The sequence below is a fragment of the Brevundimonas nasdae genome (assembly GCF_016654005.1).
GTDB lineage: Bacteria > Pseudomonadota > Alphaproteobacteria > Caulobacterales > Caulobacteraceae > Brevundimonas > Brevundimonas nasdae.
This window is the reverse complement of the sequence record NZ_JAEPWN010000003.1, coordinates 107,623-125,112: the sequence shown is the minus strand read 5'-3', so window position 1 is coordinate 125,112 and position 17,490 is coordinate 107,623. Positions and strand designations below refer to the sequence as shown.

General features: G+C 68.5%; 17 protein-coding genes. 13 read left to right on the top strand and 4 right to left on the bottom strand.

Translation table 11 applies throughout. From position 1 onward, the window contains the following. Positions 1-47: 47 nt before the first annotated feature. Positions 48-1,187 (bottom strand): AI-2E family transporter, encoded by a 1,140-nt coding sequence (locus JKF87_RS06305; RefSeq protein ID WP_201098435.1) that lies wholly within the window; start codon positions 1,185-1,187, stop codon positions 48-50. Positions 1,188-1,283: 96 nt separating this feature from the next. On the opposite strand from JKF87_RS06305, the gene JKF87_RS06300 reads away from it, so the two are divergent. The 10 genes from JKF87_RS06300 to JKF87_RS06255 are packed head-to-tail and all read left to right on the top strand — an operon-like array spanning position 1,284 to position 10,231. Further along, the gene (locus JKF87_RS06300) at positions 1,284-2,849 is read left to right on the top strand and encodes a helicase HerA-like domain-containing protein (protein WP_201098433.1); all 1,566 of its coding nucleotides are present in this window, start codon (positions 1,284-1,286) and stop codon (positions 2,847-2,849) included. Positions 2,850-2,897: 48 nt separating this feature from the next. After that, a complete protein-coding gene (locus JKF87_RS06295; RefSeq protein WP_201098431.1) occupies positions 2,898-3,458 on the top strand; it encodes a NifU family protein in 561 nt (186 codons plus the stop codon). 54 nt (positions 3,459-3,512) lie between these two features. Further along, positions 3,513-4,205: a tRNA (adenosine(37)-N6)-threonylcarbamoyltransferase complex dimerization subunit type 1 TsaB gene (gene tsaB, locus JKF87_RS06290; protein WP_201098429.1), complete on the top strand. Its 693-nt coding sequence runs from the start codon at positions 3,513-3,515 to the stop codon at positions 4,203-4,205. Next, the gene (gene rimI / locus JKF87_RS06285; protein WP_201098426.1) at positions 4,202-4,618 is read left to right on the top strand and encodes a ribosomal protein S18-alanine N-acetyltransferase; all 417 of its coding nucleotides are present in this window, start codon (positions 4,202-4,204) and stop codon (positions 4,616-4,618) included. Before tsaB ends, rimI begins: the two co-directional genes overlap by 4 nt. 59 nt (positions 4,619-4,677) lie before the next feature. Continuing rightward, complete coding sequence (locus tag JKF87_RS06280; protein WP_201098424.1) at positions 4,678-5,163, top strand: Fur family transcriptional regulator; 486 nt, start codon at positions 4,678-4,680, stop codon at positions 5,161-5,163. Positions 5,164-5,217: 54 nt separating this feature from the next. Then, positions 5,218-6,714: a tRNA (N6-isopentenyl adenosine(37)-C2)-methylthiotransferase MiaB gene (gene miaB / locus JKF87_RS06275; protein WP_236261169.1), complete on the top strand. Its 1,497-nt coding sequence runs from the start codon at positions 5,218-5,220 to the stop codon at positions 6,712-6,714. Further along, on the top strand, positions 6,714-7,700 hold the full coding sequence (locus JKF87_RS06270) for a PhoH family protein (RefSeq protein WP_201098422.1): 987 nt from the start codon (positions 6,714-6,716) through the stop codon (positions 7,698-7,700). Before miaB ends, JKF87_RS06270 begins: the two co-directional genes overlap by 1 nt. After that, on the top strand, positions 7,697-8,152 hold the full coding sequence (ybeY, locus tag JKF87_RS06265; protein WP_201098420.1) for an rRNA maturation RNase YbeY: 456 nt from the start codon (positions 7,697-7,699) through the stop codon (positions 8,150-8,152). Before JKF87_RS06270 ends, ybeY begins: the two co-directional genes overlap by 4 nt. A 1-nt stretch (position 8,153) precedes the next feature. Next, the gene (lnt, locus tag JKF87_RS06260) at positions 8,154-9,803 is read left to right on the top strand and encodes an apolipoprotein N-acyltransferase (protein ID WP_201098418.1); all 1,650 of its coding nucleotides are present in this window, start codon (positions 8,154-8,156) and stop codon (positions 9,801-9,803) included. 14 nt (positions 9,804-9,817) lie between these two features. Continuing rightward, positions 9,818-10,231 carry a helix-turn-helix domain-containing protein gene (locus JKF87_RS06255; protein ID WP_201098416.1) on the top strand — a complete coding sequence of 138 codons (414 nt, stop codon included), beginning with the start codon at positions 9,818-9,820 and terminating at the stop codon, positions 10,229-10,231. 10 nt (positions 10,232-10,241) lie between these two features. Here the strand turns inward: JKF87_RS06255 and greA are convergent, their stop codons facing one another. Continuing rightward, positions 10,242-10,721: a transcription elongation factor GreA gene (gene greA / locus JKF87_RS06250; protein ID WP_201098414.1), complete on the bottom strand. Its 480-nt coding sequence runs from the start codon at positions 10,719-10,721 to the stop codon at positions 10,242-10,244. A 76-nt stretch (positions 10,722-10,797) separates the two neighbouring features. Here greA and JKF87_RS06245 point away from each other — a divergent pair, with 76 nt between their 5' ends. After that, positions 10,798-12,006 (top strand): BaiN/RdsA family NAD(P)/FAD-dependent oxidoreductase, encoded by a 1,209-nt coding sequence (locus JKF87_RS06245; protein WP_201098410.1) that lies wholly within the window; start codon positions 10,798-10,800, stop codon positions 12,004-12,006. Between the two features lie 38 nt (positions 12,007-12,044). After that, a complete protein-coding gene (locus tag JKF87_RS06240; RefSeq protein WP_201098407.1) occupies positions 12,045-13,697 on the top strand; it encodes a M28 family metallopeptidase in 1,653 nt (550 codons plus the stop codon). Between the two features lie 21 nt (positions 13,698-13,718). On the opposite strand, the gene JKF87_RS06235 is transcribed toward JKF87_RS06240, so the two are convergent. Next, the gene (locus JKF87_RS06235; RefSeq protein WP_201098405.1) at positions 13,719-16,046 is read right to left on the bottom strand and encodes a sensor histidine kinase; all 2,328 of its coding nucleotides are present in this window, start codon (positions 16,044-16,046) and stop codon (positions 13,719-13,721) included. A gap of 120 nt (positions 16,047-16,166) precedes the next feature. Here JKF87_RS06235 and JKF87_RS06230 point away from each other — a divergent pair, with 120 nt between their 5' ends. After that, positions 16,167-16,565, top strand: coding sequence for a metallopeptidase family protein (locus JKF87_RS06230; protein WP_201098403.1), 399 nt, complete (start codon positions 16,167-16,169; stop codon positions 16,563-16,565). Positions 16,566-16,574: 9 nt separating this feature from the next. Here the strand turns inward: JKF87_RS06230 and mutM are convergent, their stop codons facing one another. Next, positions 16,575-17,438, bottom strand: a complete 864-nt coding sequence (gene mutM / locus JKF87_RS06225) for a bifunctional DNA-formamidopyrimidine glycosylase/DNA-(apurinic or apyrimidinic site) lyase (RefSeq protein WP_201098402.1) — start codon at positions 17,436-17,438, stop codon at positions 16,575-16,577. Positions 17,439-17,490: the final 52 nt, after the last annotated feature.

The window sequence follows — 17,490 nt, the reverse complement described above, 5'->3', positions numbered from 1 at the left end:
CGTTGCGACATTTTTCGAGAATATGTGCGACTGGGCGCCGCAGGTGCTCAGTCGGCGGCTTCGGCGGCTTTCGGCGGGGACTTTTTCGGTTTGCGGACAGGCTTGGCGCGCCTGGCCTTGCTCTCCTCGGCGTAAGGGTTGCCGTCGCCCGACAGCAGCACCGCCATCCAGCGTGATCCCTTGAACTCGGCCAGGATCGCCATGGCCATGACGGCCAGCGGCGTGGACAGGAACATGCCGACCACGCCCCACAGCTTGCCCCAGAAGGCCAGGGCCAGCAGCACCACCACCGGGTCGATGTTCTGGTTGTCGCCCTGCATGCGGGGCTGGATGAAATTGCCGACCACGAACAGGATGATCTGCAGGCCCACCAGCAGGATCAGGGCTGGCCAGTAGCTTTCGAACTGCACCAGGGCGAACAGAGGCGGGGCCAGGCCCGCAATGGCGCCGCCCAGCATGGGGATGAAGCCGACGATGAAGATGACGAAGGTCCAGAACTCGGCGTTCTGAAGCCCGACGGCCCGCATCAGAGCCCAGGCCACGGCGCAGACCATCACGCCCGTGACGGCCTGAACCCAGATATAGCCCTCGACCCCGCCGCGAACGCGCTGGAAGATGGCCACGGCCTCGTCCCGCTGGGCCTTGAAGGGGAACATGCCGACCACCTTGCGCTGGAAGCCCATCTGCGAGGCCAGAAGAAAGCCCAGATAGATCAGGACGAAGAAGGCGCTGGAGACGACGCCCTGGGCCTGAAAGGCGGCGGAGGCCAGATAGGACCGCAGATCGACGCCGTTGATCAGGTCCTGCGTCTTGGGCGGATTGGCCAGATGGAACAGGCCATAGCTGTCGTGGATGATCTGGTCGATGCGCGGCCCCAGATTCTGGGACACGCCGGACGCCTCGCCGAAGAAGCCCGCCGCGCCGTTCACGATGATGCCGATGGAGGCGAAGAAGCCCAGAACCACCAGGGTCAGGGCCGCGATCCCGGCCCAGCGGTCGTCCAGCGGCGTGCGCGCGGCGATCGAACGCTTCACCCCGTCGATCATGATCAGCAGGAACAGGGCCATGGCCAGCGGCGTCAGAATGTCTCTGAGCCAATAGACGGCGGCGCCTGCGGCGACGGTCGCGATGATCGCCAGGGCGTTGCGTGAAGCAGCGGGCGCCGGGGTTGTGATCGGTGTTTCCATCCCCCAGTCATCGACTTGACAGATCGTGACGTCAATCACTGTTCCGGCCCGGGATTTATCGCGCTAGACCTTGTCGTGACGCTCCCGGAGACTTGCATGTCCGATACGCCTTCCGGCCTGTTTCTTGGCCAGTCCGACGCCAATGCGCCGGAAAATCTTCTGTTGAACCGCGCCAACCGCCACGGCGTCGTCGCGGGCGCCACCGGCACCGGCAAGACGGTCACCCTGCAGATCATGGCCCAGGGCTTCTCCGACGCCGGGGTTCCGGTCTTCTGCGCGGACGTGAAGGGCGACCTGTCGGGCATCTCCCAGCCGGGAGCGCCTAACGACAAGCTGATCGCCCGCGCCGCCGACATGGGCCTGACTTTGACCCCGCGCGCCGCGCCCACCGTCTTCTGGGACCTGTACGGCCAGAAGGGCCACCCGATCCGCGCCACCATGTCCGAGATCGGCCCCGTGCTGATGGCCCGGATGCTGAACCTGAACGAGGTTCAGGAAGGCGTGCTGACGGTGGTCTTCCATGTCGCGGACAAGGAAGGCCTGCTGCTGCTGGACATCGGCGACCTGCGCAGCCTTCTGGCCTATGTGGGCGAGAACGCCGACCGCATCGGTCGCGAGGTCGGCAACGTCGCCCCCGCCTCCATCGCCTCGATCCAGCGCGCCCTGCTGCAGGTCGAACAGGAAGGCGGCGGCGCCTTCTTCGGCGAACCTGCGCTGAAGCTTGAGGACATGATCCGCACCGGCCTGGACGGACGGGGCCAGGTCAATGTGCTGGATTCCACGCGTCTGATGAACAGCCCGCGCCTGTATGCGGCCTTCCTGCTGTGGCTGCTGTCGGAGCTGTTCGAGCGCCTGCCCGAGATCGGCGACCCGGACAAACCGCGCATGGTCTTCTTCTTCGACGAAGCCCACCTGCTGTTCAATGACGCGCCCAAGGCCCTGCTGGAGAAGGTCGAACAGGTCGTGCGCCTGATCCGGTCCAAGGGCGTCGGCGTCTATTTCGTGACCCAGAACCCGGCGGATATTCCCGACAGCGTCCTGGCCCAGCTGGGCAACCGCATCCAGCATGCGCTGCGCGCCTATACGCCGTCGGACCAGAAGGGTTTGAAGGCCGCCTCCCAAAGCTTCCGCGCCAATCCCGCCTTCAACACCGCCGAAGCCATTCAGGCCTTGGGCGTGGGCGAGGCCCTGGTGTCGGTGCTGGACGAAAAGGGCGCGCCGACCGTGGTGGCCCGCACCAAGATCAGGCCACCGGACTCGCGTCTGGGCCCGGCGACGGACGCCGAGCGTGCCGCCACCATCGCCGCCAGCCCTGTCGGCACGCGCTATGATGTCGCGGTGAACCGTGAGTCCGCCGAGGAGATTCTCAACGCCCGCCATGCCGCGTCCGATCAGGCCGCCGCCCAGGCCAAGGCGCAGGCGGACGCCGCCAAGGCTGCGGAGGCTCAGGCCAAGCTGGACGCCAAGGCGGCCCAGGTGCAGGCGCGTGAACAGGCCAGGGCGGCCCCCAAGCCTGCACCGCGTGCAACGACCCCCGCCAAGCGTGCCTCCACCCGCCAGACGCCGCTTGAGGCCCTGACCACATCTGTGTTGCGCACGGCGGGCACGACCCTGACCCGTGAGCTGATGCGCGGCATCCTGGGCGGCTTGAAAAAGCGCTAGGCGTCTTTGGACCTTGAAACGGGGCGGGAGCGAGCGCATCTCCCGCCCATGTTCATCCAGACCGAACCCACGCCCAATCCCAATGCGCTGAAGTTCCTGCCGGGGCGCGAGGTTTCGCCGCTCGCCACGCTGGAGTACCGCACCATCGACGAGGCGACTGCCTCGCCCCTGGCCGAGGCCCTGTTCGAGCTGGAAGGCGTCGACGGCGTGATGTTCGGCATGGACTATGTCTCGGTGACACGCCACGAGCGCGGACCCGACTGGTCGGAGATGAAGGCGCCGATCCTGGGCGTCATCATGGACCATTTCGTCTCGGGCCAGCCCCTGACGCGCGGCGTCGAGGCGGACGCCGACGGCCATGCCGAGGGCGACAGCGAAATCATCACCGAGATCAAGGCGCTGCTGGACAGCCGCATCCGCCCGGCGGTGGCCCAGGACGGCGGCGACATCCTGTTCGACTCGTTCGACGAGGAGACCGGCGTGCTGAACCTGCGGATGCGCGGCGCCTGTTCGGGCTGTCCGTCGTCGTCGGCGACGCTGAAGGCGGGCGTGGAGCAGATGATGCGCCACTATGTGCCCGAAGTGACGCGGGTCGAGCAGACGATCTGATCTGACGGTCTGGCGTGTTGGAGCTTCTTCTCCAGTCCGCCTAAAAGACGCGGCATGAGACTTCTGGTTATTGATACGGCGCTGGGCGCCTGCACGGCGGCGGTGTTCGAGGACGCCCGGCTGCTGGCGGCGCAATTCCTGCCCATGACCAAGGGGCATCAGGAACGCCTGGGCGGCGTGGTGCGCGATGTGGTCGCAGAAGCAGGCGGCGGTTTCGACGCGCTGGACCGGATCGGCGTCACGGTCGGGCCGGGGTCGTTCACGGGCTTGCGGGTCGGATTGGCCTTCGCCCAGGGTCTGGGCGCGGCGCTGGACCGGCCGGTGGTCGGCATCTCGGCGCTGGACGGTCTGGCGGGATCATTGCCCGAGGACGGATCGCCCGTCGCCGCCCTGATCGATGCGCGGCGGGGGCAGGTTTACATCAAGCTGTTTGTGAACGGCCTCGCCGCTGGCCCGGATGAGGCCCTGACGCTGGAGGAGGCCGCGCAACGGGTCGCCGCGCTTGGCCCCGATGTGCGTCTGGTCGGCAATGGCGCGCCTGTGCTGATCGACGCCTTCCCCGATGTGAAACACGCGCTGCTGGACGACCGCGTCGCCCCCTCGCCCGAGGCCCTCGCGCGGCTGGCGGCGGCGGCTGATCCGGCGACGGATCTGCCCAAACCGCTTTATCTGCGGGCGCCCGACGCCACCCCGCCCAGCCGCCTGCCGGGCCAGCCGCGCCAGCCCGCGCCCCCGACCGCCACATGACCGCGCCCGCCCGTCTGGCTTCCCTGCACGCCCAGGCCTTCGCTGCGCCCTGGAGCGAGGTTGAGTTCGCGGACCTGCTGGATCAGCCGGGCGTGTTCGCGGTCGAGGAGGCGGACGGCTTCATCCTGATTCGCGTCGTGCTGGACGAGGCCGAGATCCTGACCCTGGCCGTGCGCCCGTCCGCCCGTCGCGCCGGTCTGGGCGGGCGTCTGGTGGGGCAGGGGGCGATTGCGGCGGCGCAGGCTGGGGCCGTGCGCCTGTTCCTTGAAGTGGCCGAGGATAATGTCGCCGCCCGCGCCCTTTATGAACGCGCAGGCTTCGGTCAGATCGGACGGCGGAAAGCCTATTATGCGGCCCCGGACGGCGGGCGGACCGACGCCCTGGTGCTGGCGCTGGACCTCGCGGCGTCGTGAAAGCCGAAAGGGGCAAGGTCACGCTTCCCTGATGCGTTCCAAATGCCTATTCTAGGGGCATGGACCGGATCGAAAAACTTTGCGCCGACCGCGGCATGCGCATGACCGAACAGCGCCGGGTGATCGCCCGGGTGCTGTCGAACGCCGATGACCACCCCGATGTCGAGGAGCTGTACCGCCGCGCCTCGGCCATTGATCCGCACATCTCCATCGCCACCGTCTATCGCACCGTGCGCCTGTTCGAAGAGGCAGGCGTGGTCGAGAAGCACGACTTCGGCGACGGCCGCAGCCGCTATGAAGAGGCGGGCGACGACCACCACGACCACCTGATCGACACCAAGACCGGTGAAGTGATCGAGTTCTTCGACGCCGAGATCGAGCGCCTGAAGTCCGAGATCGCCGAGCGCCTGGGCTTCCAGCTGATCGGCCACAAGCTTGAGCTTTACGGCGTGCCGATCGAGGGCGCCGAGCCGTCCAAGCGCGAAGGCCTGATCTTCACCCGCCACGCCGCGCGGGTCGATCCGGCTGATGTCGACGCGGGCTGATCGCGTCATCGCGTCCGCCTTGTCGTCGCCCGCCTGGGCGATCATAAGCCGACCATGAGCGACACCCTGCGACCCCAGCCGGTCGAGGCGACGGATGCGCCCAAGCGTCTGTTCATCAAGACCTACGGCTGTCAGATGAATGTCTATGACTCAGAGCGCATGGCCGATGTCCTGCGCCCGCTGGGCTATGCGACGACGGAGGATGTGGCCGAGGCCGACTTCGTCATCCTGAACACCTGCCACATCCGCGAGAAGGCGGCGGAAAAGGTCTATTCCGAACTGGGCAAGATGCGCGAGCTGCGCGACATCAAGCGCGAGACCGGCGGGGACATGACCATCGCCGTCGCCGGCTGCGTCGCCCAGGCCGAGGGCGAGGAGATCATGAAACGCCAGCCCGCCGTCGACATCGTCGTCGGGCCGCAGGCTTATCACCAGCTGCCCGAACTGCTGACCCGCACGGCGCGGGCGCGGGGCGAGCGGATCGGCGCCGACTTCGCCCCAAACGACAAGTTCGATTCCCTGCCGGCGGCGCGCGGGACCAAGGGGCCGACCGCCTTCCTGACCGTGCAGGAGGGTTGCGACAAGTTCTGCACCTTCTGCGTTGTGCCCTATACGCGCGGCGCCGAATGGTCGCGCCCCCTGGCCTCGGTGCTGGAGGAGGCGCGCCAGCTGGCGGATCGCGGCGTGCGCGAGGTCACCCTGCTGGGCCAGAACGTCAACGCCTATGACGGCGAACGGGCGGACGGCAGGAAGGCGACCCTGGCCGAGCTGGCCTACGCCCTGGCTGAGATCCCCGGCCTGGACCGCATCCGCTATACGACCAGCCACCCCAACGACATGAGCGACGACCTGATCGCCGCCCATGCCGATCTGGACGCCCTGATGCCCTATCTGCACCTGCCGGTTCAGGCCGGGTCGGACCGCATTCTGCGGCTGATGAACAGGAAGCACGGGCGCCAGAAATATTTCGACCTGATCGACCGCATCCGTCAGGCGCGGCCCGACATGGCGCTGGCTGGCGATTTCATCGTCGGCTTCCCTGGAGAGACGGACAGGGAGTTCGAGGACACGCTGGATCTGGTGCGGCGCGTGAACTACGCGGGGGCCTTCGCCTTCATGTATTCGCCGCGCCCCGGCACGCCGGCGGCGGGCATGGGCAAACAGGTCGAGCCGGAGGTGGCCAAGGAGCGGCTGCACCGCCTGATCGCGCTGCTGACCGAACAGCAGACCGCCTTCAATGAATCTCAGGCGGGAAAGACCCTGAATGTCCTGTTCGACCGCAAGGGGCGCCATGCCCACCGTCGCCAGGCGATAGGGCGATCCCCATATCTGCAGTCGGTCCACGTCGATGACGCGGATCATCTGATCGGCCAGATCGTTCCGGTCGAAATCATCCTGGGCCAGCAGAACAGTCTGCATGGCCGACTGGTCGCACCCAACGGGCTCATGCAGCCGAGCGCCGCGCGCGAGGCGATAGCCCAAGAAGACAACGGGCTCATGCAGCCGAGCGCCGCGCGCGAGGCGATAGCCCAAAAAGAAAAGGCTGCTTGATGGCGAGAGAGTCCGAGTTCGTACCGCTGAATGACGCTGAACTGCGCGCGGTCATCGGGCCGAACAGCCGCCACGTCGCCCTGATCGAGGACGCCTTCAAGGTGTTGGTCGAGGCGCCGGGCGGCGGGGTCTCCGTCAACGGCGGCACGCGCGACCGATCCGACGCCCGCCGGGTGATCGAGGATCTGGCCAAGCGCGCGGCCCTGGGCGCCGAGGTCACCGAGGCCGATGTGCGCGCGGCTCTGGGTCAGGCGCGCGGCGGCAAGGGCACGCCGGGCATGGCGGCGGCGGGCGTGTCCCTGCCGGGCGGCAAGCGCGGCTCCATCGTGCCCAAGACCAAGGCGCAGGCCGCCTATCTGGACCTGCTGGGCCGGTGCGAGCTGACCTTCGGCGTCGGGCCTGCGGGCACCGGCAAGACGTTTCTGGCGGCGGCCTATGGCGCCTCGCTTCTGCGGCGCGGACAGGTGGACCGGCTGGTCATCACCCGCCCGGCGGTTGAGGCGGGCGAGAAGCTGGGCTTCCTGCCTGGCGACCTGAACGAGAAGGTCGACCCCTATCTGGCCCCGATCTGGGAGGCCCTGAACGATATTCTGGGCGCCGAGGACGTGCAGCGCCGACGCGACAAGGGCGAGATCGAAGCCGCCCCCATCGCCTTCATGCGCGGCCGCACCCTGAGCCACGCCTTCGTCATCGTGGACGAGGCCCAGAACACCTCGCGCCTTCAGATGAAGATGGTGCTGACCCGTTTGGGCGAAGGCGCGCGGATGGTGGTGACGGGCGACCCGTCGCAGATCGACCTCTTGAACCCGCGCGATTCCGGCCTGGCCCATGCGCTGCGGATTCTGGACGGGGTCGAGGGCGTCGGCGTGCTGAAGTTCGACGCCTCGGACGTGGTGCGCCACGCCATGGTCGAGCGGATCGTGCGCGCCTATGACGCCGACGCAGCGCGCGGTCGTCCTGCCCCGGACCTGGAAGACCCCGCATGATCGAGATTGAAGTCGAAACGGACGACTGGACCGCCGCCCTGCCTGAGGTCGAGGCCGTGGTTGAACGTGCGGCGACGGCGGCTCTGGGCAGGATCGAGGGCGATGTCGTCGTCCTGCTGACCGACGACGCAGCGGTGCGCGACCTGAACGGCCGGTTCCGCGACAAGGACAAGCCGACCAACGTCCTGTCCTTCCCGGCGCCCGAAAGCGCCGCGCCGCATCTGGGTGACATCGTCCTGGCCTACGGCGTCTGCGCCGACGAAGCTGTGGCGCAGAAGAAGACCCTGGCCGATCACCTCAGCCATCTGGTCGTCCACGGCGTGCTGCACCTGCTGGGCCGCGACCATGAGGACGACGCCGAGGCCGAGGAGATGGAGGCCGAGGAGCGCGAGATCCTGGCCGGGATCGGCGTCGCCGACCCCTATGCCGCAGACGCTGAAAGCGCCGACTGACATGATGATCGACGCCGTTCTGGACCGTTTCGCCGCCCCCATCCGGGCCTTGCCGGACAGACGGCGCGCCCTGGCCTGGCGGCTGATCCGCATTCTTCTGGCCCTGCTTGCAGGGGCCGGGACAGCCTTCGCCCATCCGCCGTTCGGGGTTCTGATCGGCCTTTTGGGCTATCCGCTGCTGATGATCCTGTCAGAGCGGTCCGACACGGTGCGCGGCGCCTTCTGGATGGGCTGGCTGGCAGGGTTCGCCTATTTCTTCGTCGGCTGCTGGTGGGTGGCCGAGGCCTTTTTCGTCAATCCCGAACAGGCGTGGATGGCGCCCTTCGCGGCCAGCCTTCTGCCGGCGGGCCTGGGCCTGTTCTGGGGGGCGGCGACCGCGCTCTATCGCCGGTTCGCCCCCATCGGATCCGTGCGGGTTCTTTTGTTCGCCGCCCTGTTCTGCATCTTCGAATGGCTGCGCGGCCATGTGCTGACCGGGTTTCCGTGGAATCCGGCGGGCGCGACCTGGAAGGCGGGCGGCGGCATGTCCCAGTTCGCTTCGTTGGTCGGCGTCTATGGGCTGAGCCTTGTCACCGTCGCCGCCACCTCGGCCTTTGCGCCCTTGATCGGGCCGGGTCTGAAGCGCAGCCGTCTGATCTCGGCGGGTCTGGGCGCCCTGACGCTGGTTTCGGTCGGCGTCTTCGGCGCGGTGCGGCTGGCCCAGTCGGACCTTCAGTTCACCGACACGGTGGTGCGTCTGGTTCAGGCCGATGTGAAACAGGAGACGAAATGGTCGCCCGAGACCTATCGCTCCATCGTCGACCGCTATGTGCAGCTGACGGCGCAGCCGACCACGAACCCGGACGGGCGCGCGCCCAATGTCATCGTCTGGCCGGAAGGGTCGCTGCCGGCTTCGGCCAACGACGTCTTCGCCTCAGAAGACGCCCGCGCCATCGCCGAAGCCGTCCGCCCCGGCCAGACCCTGCTGGTCGGCCTGGCGCGCGGACAGATCGATCCGACCGCGCCCGACGGCGCCCGCTATTACAACAGCCTGTTCGCCCTGTCCGGGGAGGGGCAGGCCGGTCTGCGGATCGCCGCCGTCTATGACAAGCACCGCCTGGTGCCGTTCGGCGAGTATCTGCCGCTGGGCTCGCTGATGACCTCGATCGGGCTGCGCAGCCTGGTCCATATGCCCAGCGATTTCTCGGCCGGACCCCGGCCCGAGCCCATCGCCATTCCCGGCGCGCCGCGCGCCCAGATCCTGATCTGTTACGAAAGCCTCTATCCGGGCTTCACGCCGGGTGCCGCGGGGCGGCCGGATTGGATTGTTAATGCATCAAATGACGCCTGGTTTGGTGCAACCTCTGGTCCGTTGCAGCATCTGAACCTGGCCAGCTATCGCGCCATCGAGACCGGCCTGCCCATCGCCAGAGCCACGCCGACCGGCGTTTCGGCCATGATCGACCCGTGGGGACGGATCGTCGGCAACTCCCAATTGTGGTCAGGTGTCATGGGGGTGGTGGATGCGCCATTGCCCCGTCCGACGGGTGTCACAGCCTATGGTCGTCTGGGCGACTGGCCCTTGCTGATCGGCCTTTTGTTCGCACTTTTCCTGTCCTTGTGGCCGCTGGGACAGCGAACTAGGGTGGCCCCGAATCGCGAGTTGAACTGAACGGGGGGGAAGTCTTGGCGCGCATCAAGGATGAGGATCCGCATCCCGTAGACCGCCACGTCGGTCGCCGCGTTCAGGAGAAACGCCTCGGTCTGGGTCTGACCCAGACGGCGCTGGCCAAGGCGGTCGGGGTCAGTTTCCAGCAGGTGCAGAAGTACGAGAAGGGCACCAACCGCGTCTCGGCCTCCAAGCTTTTCGAAATCGCCGACTTCATGAAGGTGGACATCCCCTTCTTCTTCGAGGGCTTCGCCGTCGCCCAGCCGGGTTTCGGCGAAGAGGAGACCGCCGCCTTCGACCACGAACGGTCGGCGACCAAACACTCCATCGAGATCGACAATCTGGTGCGCCGCCTGCCGGCCCGCAAACAGAAGCTGATCCTGGACATGGTGCGCGAAATGCTGGGCGAAGGCCCGGACAGCGAAGACTGACTGCGCCGTTTTAGTCGACGGCGACGATCTCCACCGTCTGACCCGCCACCGTCGCCTCATCCCCGGCCCGCTTGCCCAGAACGGCGCGGGCCAGAGGCGAGACATGGCTGACGCTGCCCTGAGCCGGATCGGCCTGGTCCTCGCCGACGATGCGCCAGGTCTGGGTGCGGCCGTCCTCGCGCGCGATTGAGACGGAGCCGCCGAAACGCACGACGCCGTCATCCTCGCCCGGCTCGACCAGCTGGGCGGAGGCGCGGCGGGCACCCCAGTAGCGCAGGTCGCGCGTGGCGCGGGCCATGGCGGTGCGGTCGCTTTCGATCGACCCCTGAACCTGGGCGGCGGTGTAGGCGGCGCGGGCGGCGGCCAGCTCGGCCTCGATCAGGGCCAGGCCTTCAGGCGTGACCAGATTGGGATGGGGCGAGATCGGGCGGTCCGCCAGGTCGGCGGCCGTGGCTTCCAGATCTTCTTCTCGGGTGAAGGCGACGCTCATGGCGCGGAGCATAGCGGCGCGCGACCCTATGGCCAGCCCTATGGTCAGGACGGGCGCGAAAGGGCAAAGCGGGGCGATGACGCAATCCGCGAAAAAACAGGTTCATGTGATCGGCGCCGGGCCGGCCGGTCTGATGGCGGCCGAACGTCTGGCCCAGTCTGGCCTGAGCGTGGTCGTGCACGAACGGATGCCCTCGGTCGGGCGCAAGTTCCTGATGGCGGGCCGGGGCGGGCTGAACCTGACCCATTCGGAGCCTCTGGCCCGCTTCCTCGACCGATACGGCGCCGCCGCCAGCCGGGCCGCCGGATGGCTGGAGGCCTTTTCGCCGTCTGATCTGGTCGCCTGGGCCGAGGGTCTGGGGCAACCGACCTTCGTGGGGTCCAGCGGGCGGGTGTTTCCCAAGGCGATGAAGGCCTCGCCCCTGCTGCGGGCCTGGCTGGCGCGATTGAATGCGCTGGGCGTCGAGGTGCGGCTGCGGTCGCGCTGGACCGGCTGGGATGGCGAGGCCCTGCGGTTCGAGACGCCGGACGGAGAACGGCTGGAGACGCCCGGCGCCGTGGTCCTGGCCCTGGGCGGCGCCAGTTGGCCGCGTCTGGGCTCGGATGCGGCGTGGACGCAATGGCTGGAGGCGCCGTTGCGCCCGTTCCGCCCCGCCAATGTCGGTTTTGACGTGGCCTGGTCGGATGTCTTGCGCGAGGGGTTCGCCGGGCGTCCGCTGAAGGGGATAGCCCTGACGCATCAGGACCGCACGGTGCGGGGCGAGGCCATGATCGCCGCCTATGGGATCGAAGGCGGGGCGATCTACGCCCTGTCGGCGGGACTGCGCGATGCGGTGGAGCGGGACGGTCAGGCGACGCTGGCCATCGACCTGAAGCCCGATCTGGCGGCGGATGACCTGGCCGTGCGTCTGGCGCGTCCGCGCGGCAAGGCCAGCCTGTCCAATCATCTGAGAAAGACCGTGGGGCTGGATGCGGTCGGCGCGGCCCTGCTGCGCGAGGCCGGACCCTTGCCGACAGCGCCCGATGAGCTGGCCGCGCGGATCAAGGCCACAACCGTGACCCTGAGCGGGGTTCAGGGATTGGAGCGGGCCATATCAGCGGCGGGCGGGGTGAGGTTCGACGCGCTGGATAAGCATCTGATGCTGACGGCCCGGCCCGGCGTCTTCGTCGCGGGCGAGATGCTGGACTGGGAGGCGCCGACCGGCGGCTATCTGCTTCAGGCCAGTTTCGCATCCGGCGTCGTGGCGGCGCAGGGCGTGAAGGCCTGGCTCGACAGGTCCGGCTGATCGGCCCAAGAAGACGGTCAGATCTGGAGGGAAGCCGCATGAAGACCCTGACCACCGCCGCCGTTCTGGCCCTGTTCGCCGCCACGACGGCCCAGGCCCAAGCCCAGACGCAGGACGCAGCCCCTGCCATCAGCGCCGAACGGATGAACGAGGCGGTGCGGGTTCTGGCCTCGGATGAGTTCGAGGGGCGCGGCCCGGTCTCGGCGGGCGAGGAGAAGACCGTCGCCTGGCTGGCCGAACAGTTCCGCGCGGCGGGCGCCGAGGGCGGCGGGCCGAACGGCTCCTATTTCCAGACGGCCCTGTTGTCGCGCACCCGCCAGAACGGGCCGGCGACCGTAACGGCCAGGGTCGGCGGCCAGAGCCTGTCTCTGGCGCGCGGGCCAGACGTGCTGGTGTCCAGCGACCGGCCCGTGGACCATATCACCGTCACCGACGCCCCCATCGTCTTCGTCGGCTATGGCGCCGATGCGCCCGAGCGCCAGTGGGACGACTTCAAGGACGTGGACGTGCGCGGCAAGGTCATCCTGGTCCTGGTCAACGACCCGGACTTCGAGGCCGAGGCGGGCGAGCCGGTCGCCGACAAGTTCGACGGTCAGGCCATGACCTTCTATGGCCGCTGGACCTACAAGTTCCAGGAGGCGGGCCGTCGCGGGGCGGCGGGCGTGCTGGTGATCCATGAGACGGCGGGCGCTGGTTACGGCTGGTCGGTGCTGCAGAACTCGTCCGCCGCGCCCAAGTTCGACATCGTCCGAGCCGATCCCAACGCCGAGCGTGCGCCCTTCCAGGGCTGGATACAGCGGGCCAAGGCCGAGGAGATCTTCCGCGCCGCCGGGCTTGATTTCGCGGCCCTGAAGACCAGCGCCCGCCGGGCCGACTTCCGCCCCGTCGTTTTGCCGAATGCGGCCATGAGCGTTGATTTCGGCCAGATCGCTGACCGGGTTGAAAGCCGCAACGTCCTGGCCCGCATCCCCGGTTCGGAACGCCCGAACGAGACGGTCATGTACGGAGCCCATTGGGACGGCTACGGCGTCGGCACGCCGAATGCGGCGGGCGACAAGATCTATAATGCGGCGGTCGACAATGCGACCGGCGTCGCCGCCCTGCTGGAGCTGGCCCACGCCTTCGCCGAGGGGCCGCGTCCGAAGCGTTCGATCGTTTTCGCCTCCTGGACGGGCGAGGAGGCGGGGCTTCTGGGCTCGACCTATTACGCCGCCAACCCGGTCTGGCCGCTGGAGACGACCGTGGCCAACATCAATGTCGACAGCCTGCTGCCGGGGACCGAGATCGACCCGAACATCGTGGTGATCGGCAAGGGCAAGAACCAGCTGGACGACTATCTGGCGCGGCGGGCCACGCAACAGGGCCGCACCCTGATCGCGGACCCCGCGCCCCAGGCCGGGGCCTTCTATCGCTCGGACCACTTCCCGCTGGCGCTTGAGGGCGTGCCGGCCCTGTTCCCCGCCGCAGGCTTCACCGGGGCCAGCGCCGCCAGCCGCGACTATGTCCAGAACCGCTATCACCAGCCGACGGACGAGTGGGACCAGACCTGGCGCATGGACGCCGCCGCCGCTGACGTTGCCCTGATCTACGCCGTGGGTCGTGATCTGGCCGATTCCAACGTCTGGCCGGAATGGAACCCGGACGCCGAGTTCGCCGCCGCGCGGGATCGCTCCAAGGCGTCACGGAAGTAGGCGCCGCCAAGAAGGCGGAGGCTAAAAGTCTTCGCCCTCCAGCGCCAGTTCGGGCGGGGCGGCGATGGTGGCGGCGCCGAAGGGCAGGTGCAGGATGAAGGCGGCGCCCTTGCCGGGGTCGCTTTCCACCTCGGCCCAGCCGCCGTGCAGTTCGACCAACGCCTTGACCAGGGCCAGGCCCACGCCCGGACCGCCGCGCTCGCGCCGCACGAACCGGTCAAAGACGTGGGGCTGCAGGTGATAGGGGATGCCGCGTCCGGTGTCGGCGACCGACAGGCGCACTTCCGACGCCGTCGCCTCGGCGGTCAGGGTGACAGCCCCGCCTTCGGACACGGCGCGGGCCGCGTTCTCCAGCAGATGCTCCAGCGCCTGACCCACGCGGCGGGCGTCGGCGCGGATCGGCCGCAGATCGGGCGGGTAGGTGACGGTCAGGCTGGCGCCGCGTCCCTCGACCTTGCCGCGCACCTTGGCGGCGGCTTCTTCGAACAGGTCGCCGATGCGCACGTCGCCCAGCGACAGCTCCATCTCGCCCGCGTCGATCTGGGACATGTCCAGCACGTCGTCGATGGAGCGGGCCAGCTGGCTGGCGGCGACGCGGATGGCGCCGGCGTGCTGGCGGCTGCGCTCAGGCAGGTCGCCCAGGGTCTCCAGCAGTTCCGAATAGCCGACGATGGTGGTCAGGGGGGTGCGCAGCTCATAGCTGACGCTGCCGACGAACTCGCGTTTCAGGGCCTGGCTTTCGGCCAGAGCCTGTTCGCGCTGGACCAGGGCCTGCTCCAGCTCGCGCCGGGCGGTGACGTCGGAGAAGGCGACCAGGGTTGCGCCGTCCGGCAGGGGGCGGGTCTGCCAGGCGGCGGCGCGGCCGTCGGTGGTGCGCCCCTCGCCCGAGATGGCGACACGGCTTTCCGGATCGGGATCGGCGACGCGGGCCTTCAGTCCCAGCCACAGGGCGGGATCGGGCAGGACGGGCTTGCACAGCTCAGCCAGGGCGTCGAACTCGGTCGCGCCCTCGATCCGGTCTGCGGTCAGACGCCAGAAGCTTTCGAACGCCTCGTTGTGCAGGCGCAGGCGTCCGTCCGACCCGAACACGGCGACGGCGTCGTTCAGCTTGTCCAGGGTGGCGCGCTGGACCTGAAGCTGGGCGTTGAAGCGGCTGCGCAGCTGAAGCTCGTCGGTGATGTCCGAGAAGATCAGCAGGATGCCGCCCAGAGGGTGGGGCTGGCGAACGACGCGCAGGGTGCGGCCGTCCGGCAGGGACCAGCTGTCGTCGGGCGAGGCTTCTGACGCCTCGTAGAACTGCAGCTCGCGCGCCTTCCATCCGGCGTAGTCGACCACCTCGGGCAGGCGGCGGCGCTGGCGCAGGCGATCCAGCAGTTCGGCGTGTGTCGGGCGTTCGTCCAGCCAGGCCGGGTCGATGTCGAACAGGGTCTGGAAGGCGGTGTTGTGGAAAGCCAGACGCTTGGACGGGCCGAAGATGGCCACGGCGTCGGCCAGATGGTTCAGGGTCTCGTCATGGGCCTCGACATGGCGGCGCAGGTTGTCGCGCGTTTCCTCGGCCTCGGTGACCTCTATGGCGAAGACGGTGACGGCGCCCCCGCCCGCCGGTTCGGCGATGATGCGCCAGGCGCGGCGCGCGCCCCCGCCGGTGGTCCAGCGGAAACCTTCCTGGCGCACGCCCAGACGGCCCGTCTCGGCGGCCAGAGCATCGGCGCCCCGGTCGAAGCTGAGGTTCTTCTCCAGCGCCTGTTCGATGGTCTCGGCGCCAACCTCGGCCAGCCAGGCGCGATTGGCCCAGGCCAGTTTGCCGGCGCCGTCCACGACCCAGGTCGGCGTCGGCGAGGCGTCGGCCAGCAGGGCCAGTCCGCTTTCGACGGCCTCGCTTCCGGTCAGGGTCAGGCTGGAGGCGGGCGACAGCCGCACCCAGGCGACGCCGCCGGCGACGCGGCCCTCGATCCGCCACGGCTCATGGTCCAGCGACAGCAGGCCTTCGAAGGCTTCGCCCCTATGGACCAGGGCCTCGATCTGACCGGCATGGGGCAGGGCCAGCCGGGCCAGTATGGCCTCGCCCGCTTCGGCGGTTTCATCGGACAGGCGCGCGATCAGTTCGGCGGGACCGATGGGGTCGCCAGCGGGGCGGCCGTCCGGCGTCAGCGGCAGGCTGACGTCGTCAAAGGCGCGCAACATGCTCTGGTGACGGCCCAGGTCGGCCAGGGCGTCAGCGCATCTGTCCTGGGCCAGGTCGCTGGCCGAGGCCAGGCGCGCGCGCAGGCGCACGGCCCAGGCGCTGACGGCCAGCGCCAGCCCGGCGGCCCCTGCGGTGGCGACATAGGCGATGTCGGCCTCGGCCATGTGTCTCCCTGCGACGCGATTCGCGGTTAACATACCCCAGTCGCGCGAATTTGCGCCTTTTCCGTTGCAGCGTCATCACGTCCGATTGCGACTTTGGTCCGGGACGGTGATAGCGAAGCCATGACCGACGTTTTCGCCCCCTCGCTCGACGACTTCGCCCGCTTGGCCCGCGAGGCCTTCGACGCCCTGCCTGCGCCGTTCCGACAGGCGGCGGGCGAGGTGGTGTTCCGCATCGACGATTTCGCCGACGAACAGACGCTGAAGGATCTGGAGATCGAGGACCCGTTCGAACTGACCGGGCTTTATCACGGCGTGGACATCGGCAGCCGCGACGGCCTGGGTCCGGCGTTCGAACCGTCGCGGGTCTTCCTGTACCGCCGCCCCATTCTGGACGAGTGGTGCGAACGCGGCGACGTGGGCCTGGCTGAACTGATCGCCCATGTGCTGGTTCACGAGATCGGCCACCACTTCGGCCTCAGCGACGACGACATCCACGCCATCGAGGATGCGGCGGACTAGGCCTGCGCCCTACGTCTTCTGGCAGACGGGGCAGTAGAAGGTCGAACGCCCGCCCTGGACGATGCGGGCGACGGTTCCCTTGCAGTTGTCGGTGCGGCAGGCCTGGCCCTCGCGGCCATAGACGTCGAACCGGTGCTGGAAATAGCCCTGCCCGCCCTCGACATTGGCGAAGTCCTTCAGGGTCGATCCGCCCGCTTCGATGGCGTCGTTCAGGACATTGCGGACCTCGGTCGCCAGCCTCTCGAGCCGGGCCTTGGATATCGAACCGGCGGCGGACAGGGGCGAGATGCGCGCCCGGTACAGGGCCTCGCAGACGTAGATGTTGCCCAGTCCCGACACGACCCGTTGGTCCAGCAGGGACACCTTGATGTTCTGCTTCTTGCCGTCGAAAGCCTCGGCCAGATGAGCGCCCGAGAAGCCGTTGCCCAAGGGTTCGGGCCCCAGGCCTGCGAACCACGGATGCCGGTCGACGCTGGCGGTGGGGATCAGGCCCATGAAGCCGAAGCGGCGCGCGTCGGCGTATCCGATGCGGACGGCCGCATCGTTTAGCACGGCGCAGGCGCTGAAGTGTTCATGCTTGCCCGCGATGGGGGCCGGTTCCTCGAACTCGCCCAACTGCATCCCGTCCAGGGTGAAACGTCCGGTCATGCCCAGGTGGGTGATCCAGGTGTCGCCGGTCGACAGCGGCGCCAGCAGATATTTGGCGCGGCGGTCGATCCGCAGGACGACGGCGCCCTCCAGCCGGTCGGCGAAATGATCGGGGAAGGGAAATCGCAGGTCTGGCCGGTTGATCCGCACGCGCGACAGGCGCGCGCCCTCCAGCACCGGCGTCAGGCCGCGTCGGACGGTTTCAACCTCGGGAAGTTCAGGCATGAAGCGGTTCCTAGACCGGGCGATCATGCAAAGCGAGTTGCCGCCTGCGTCA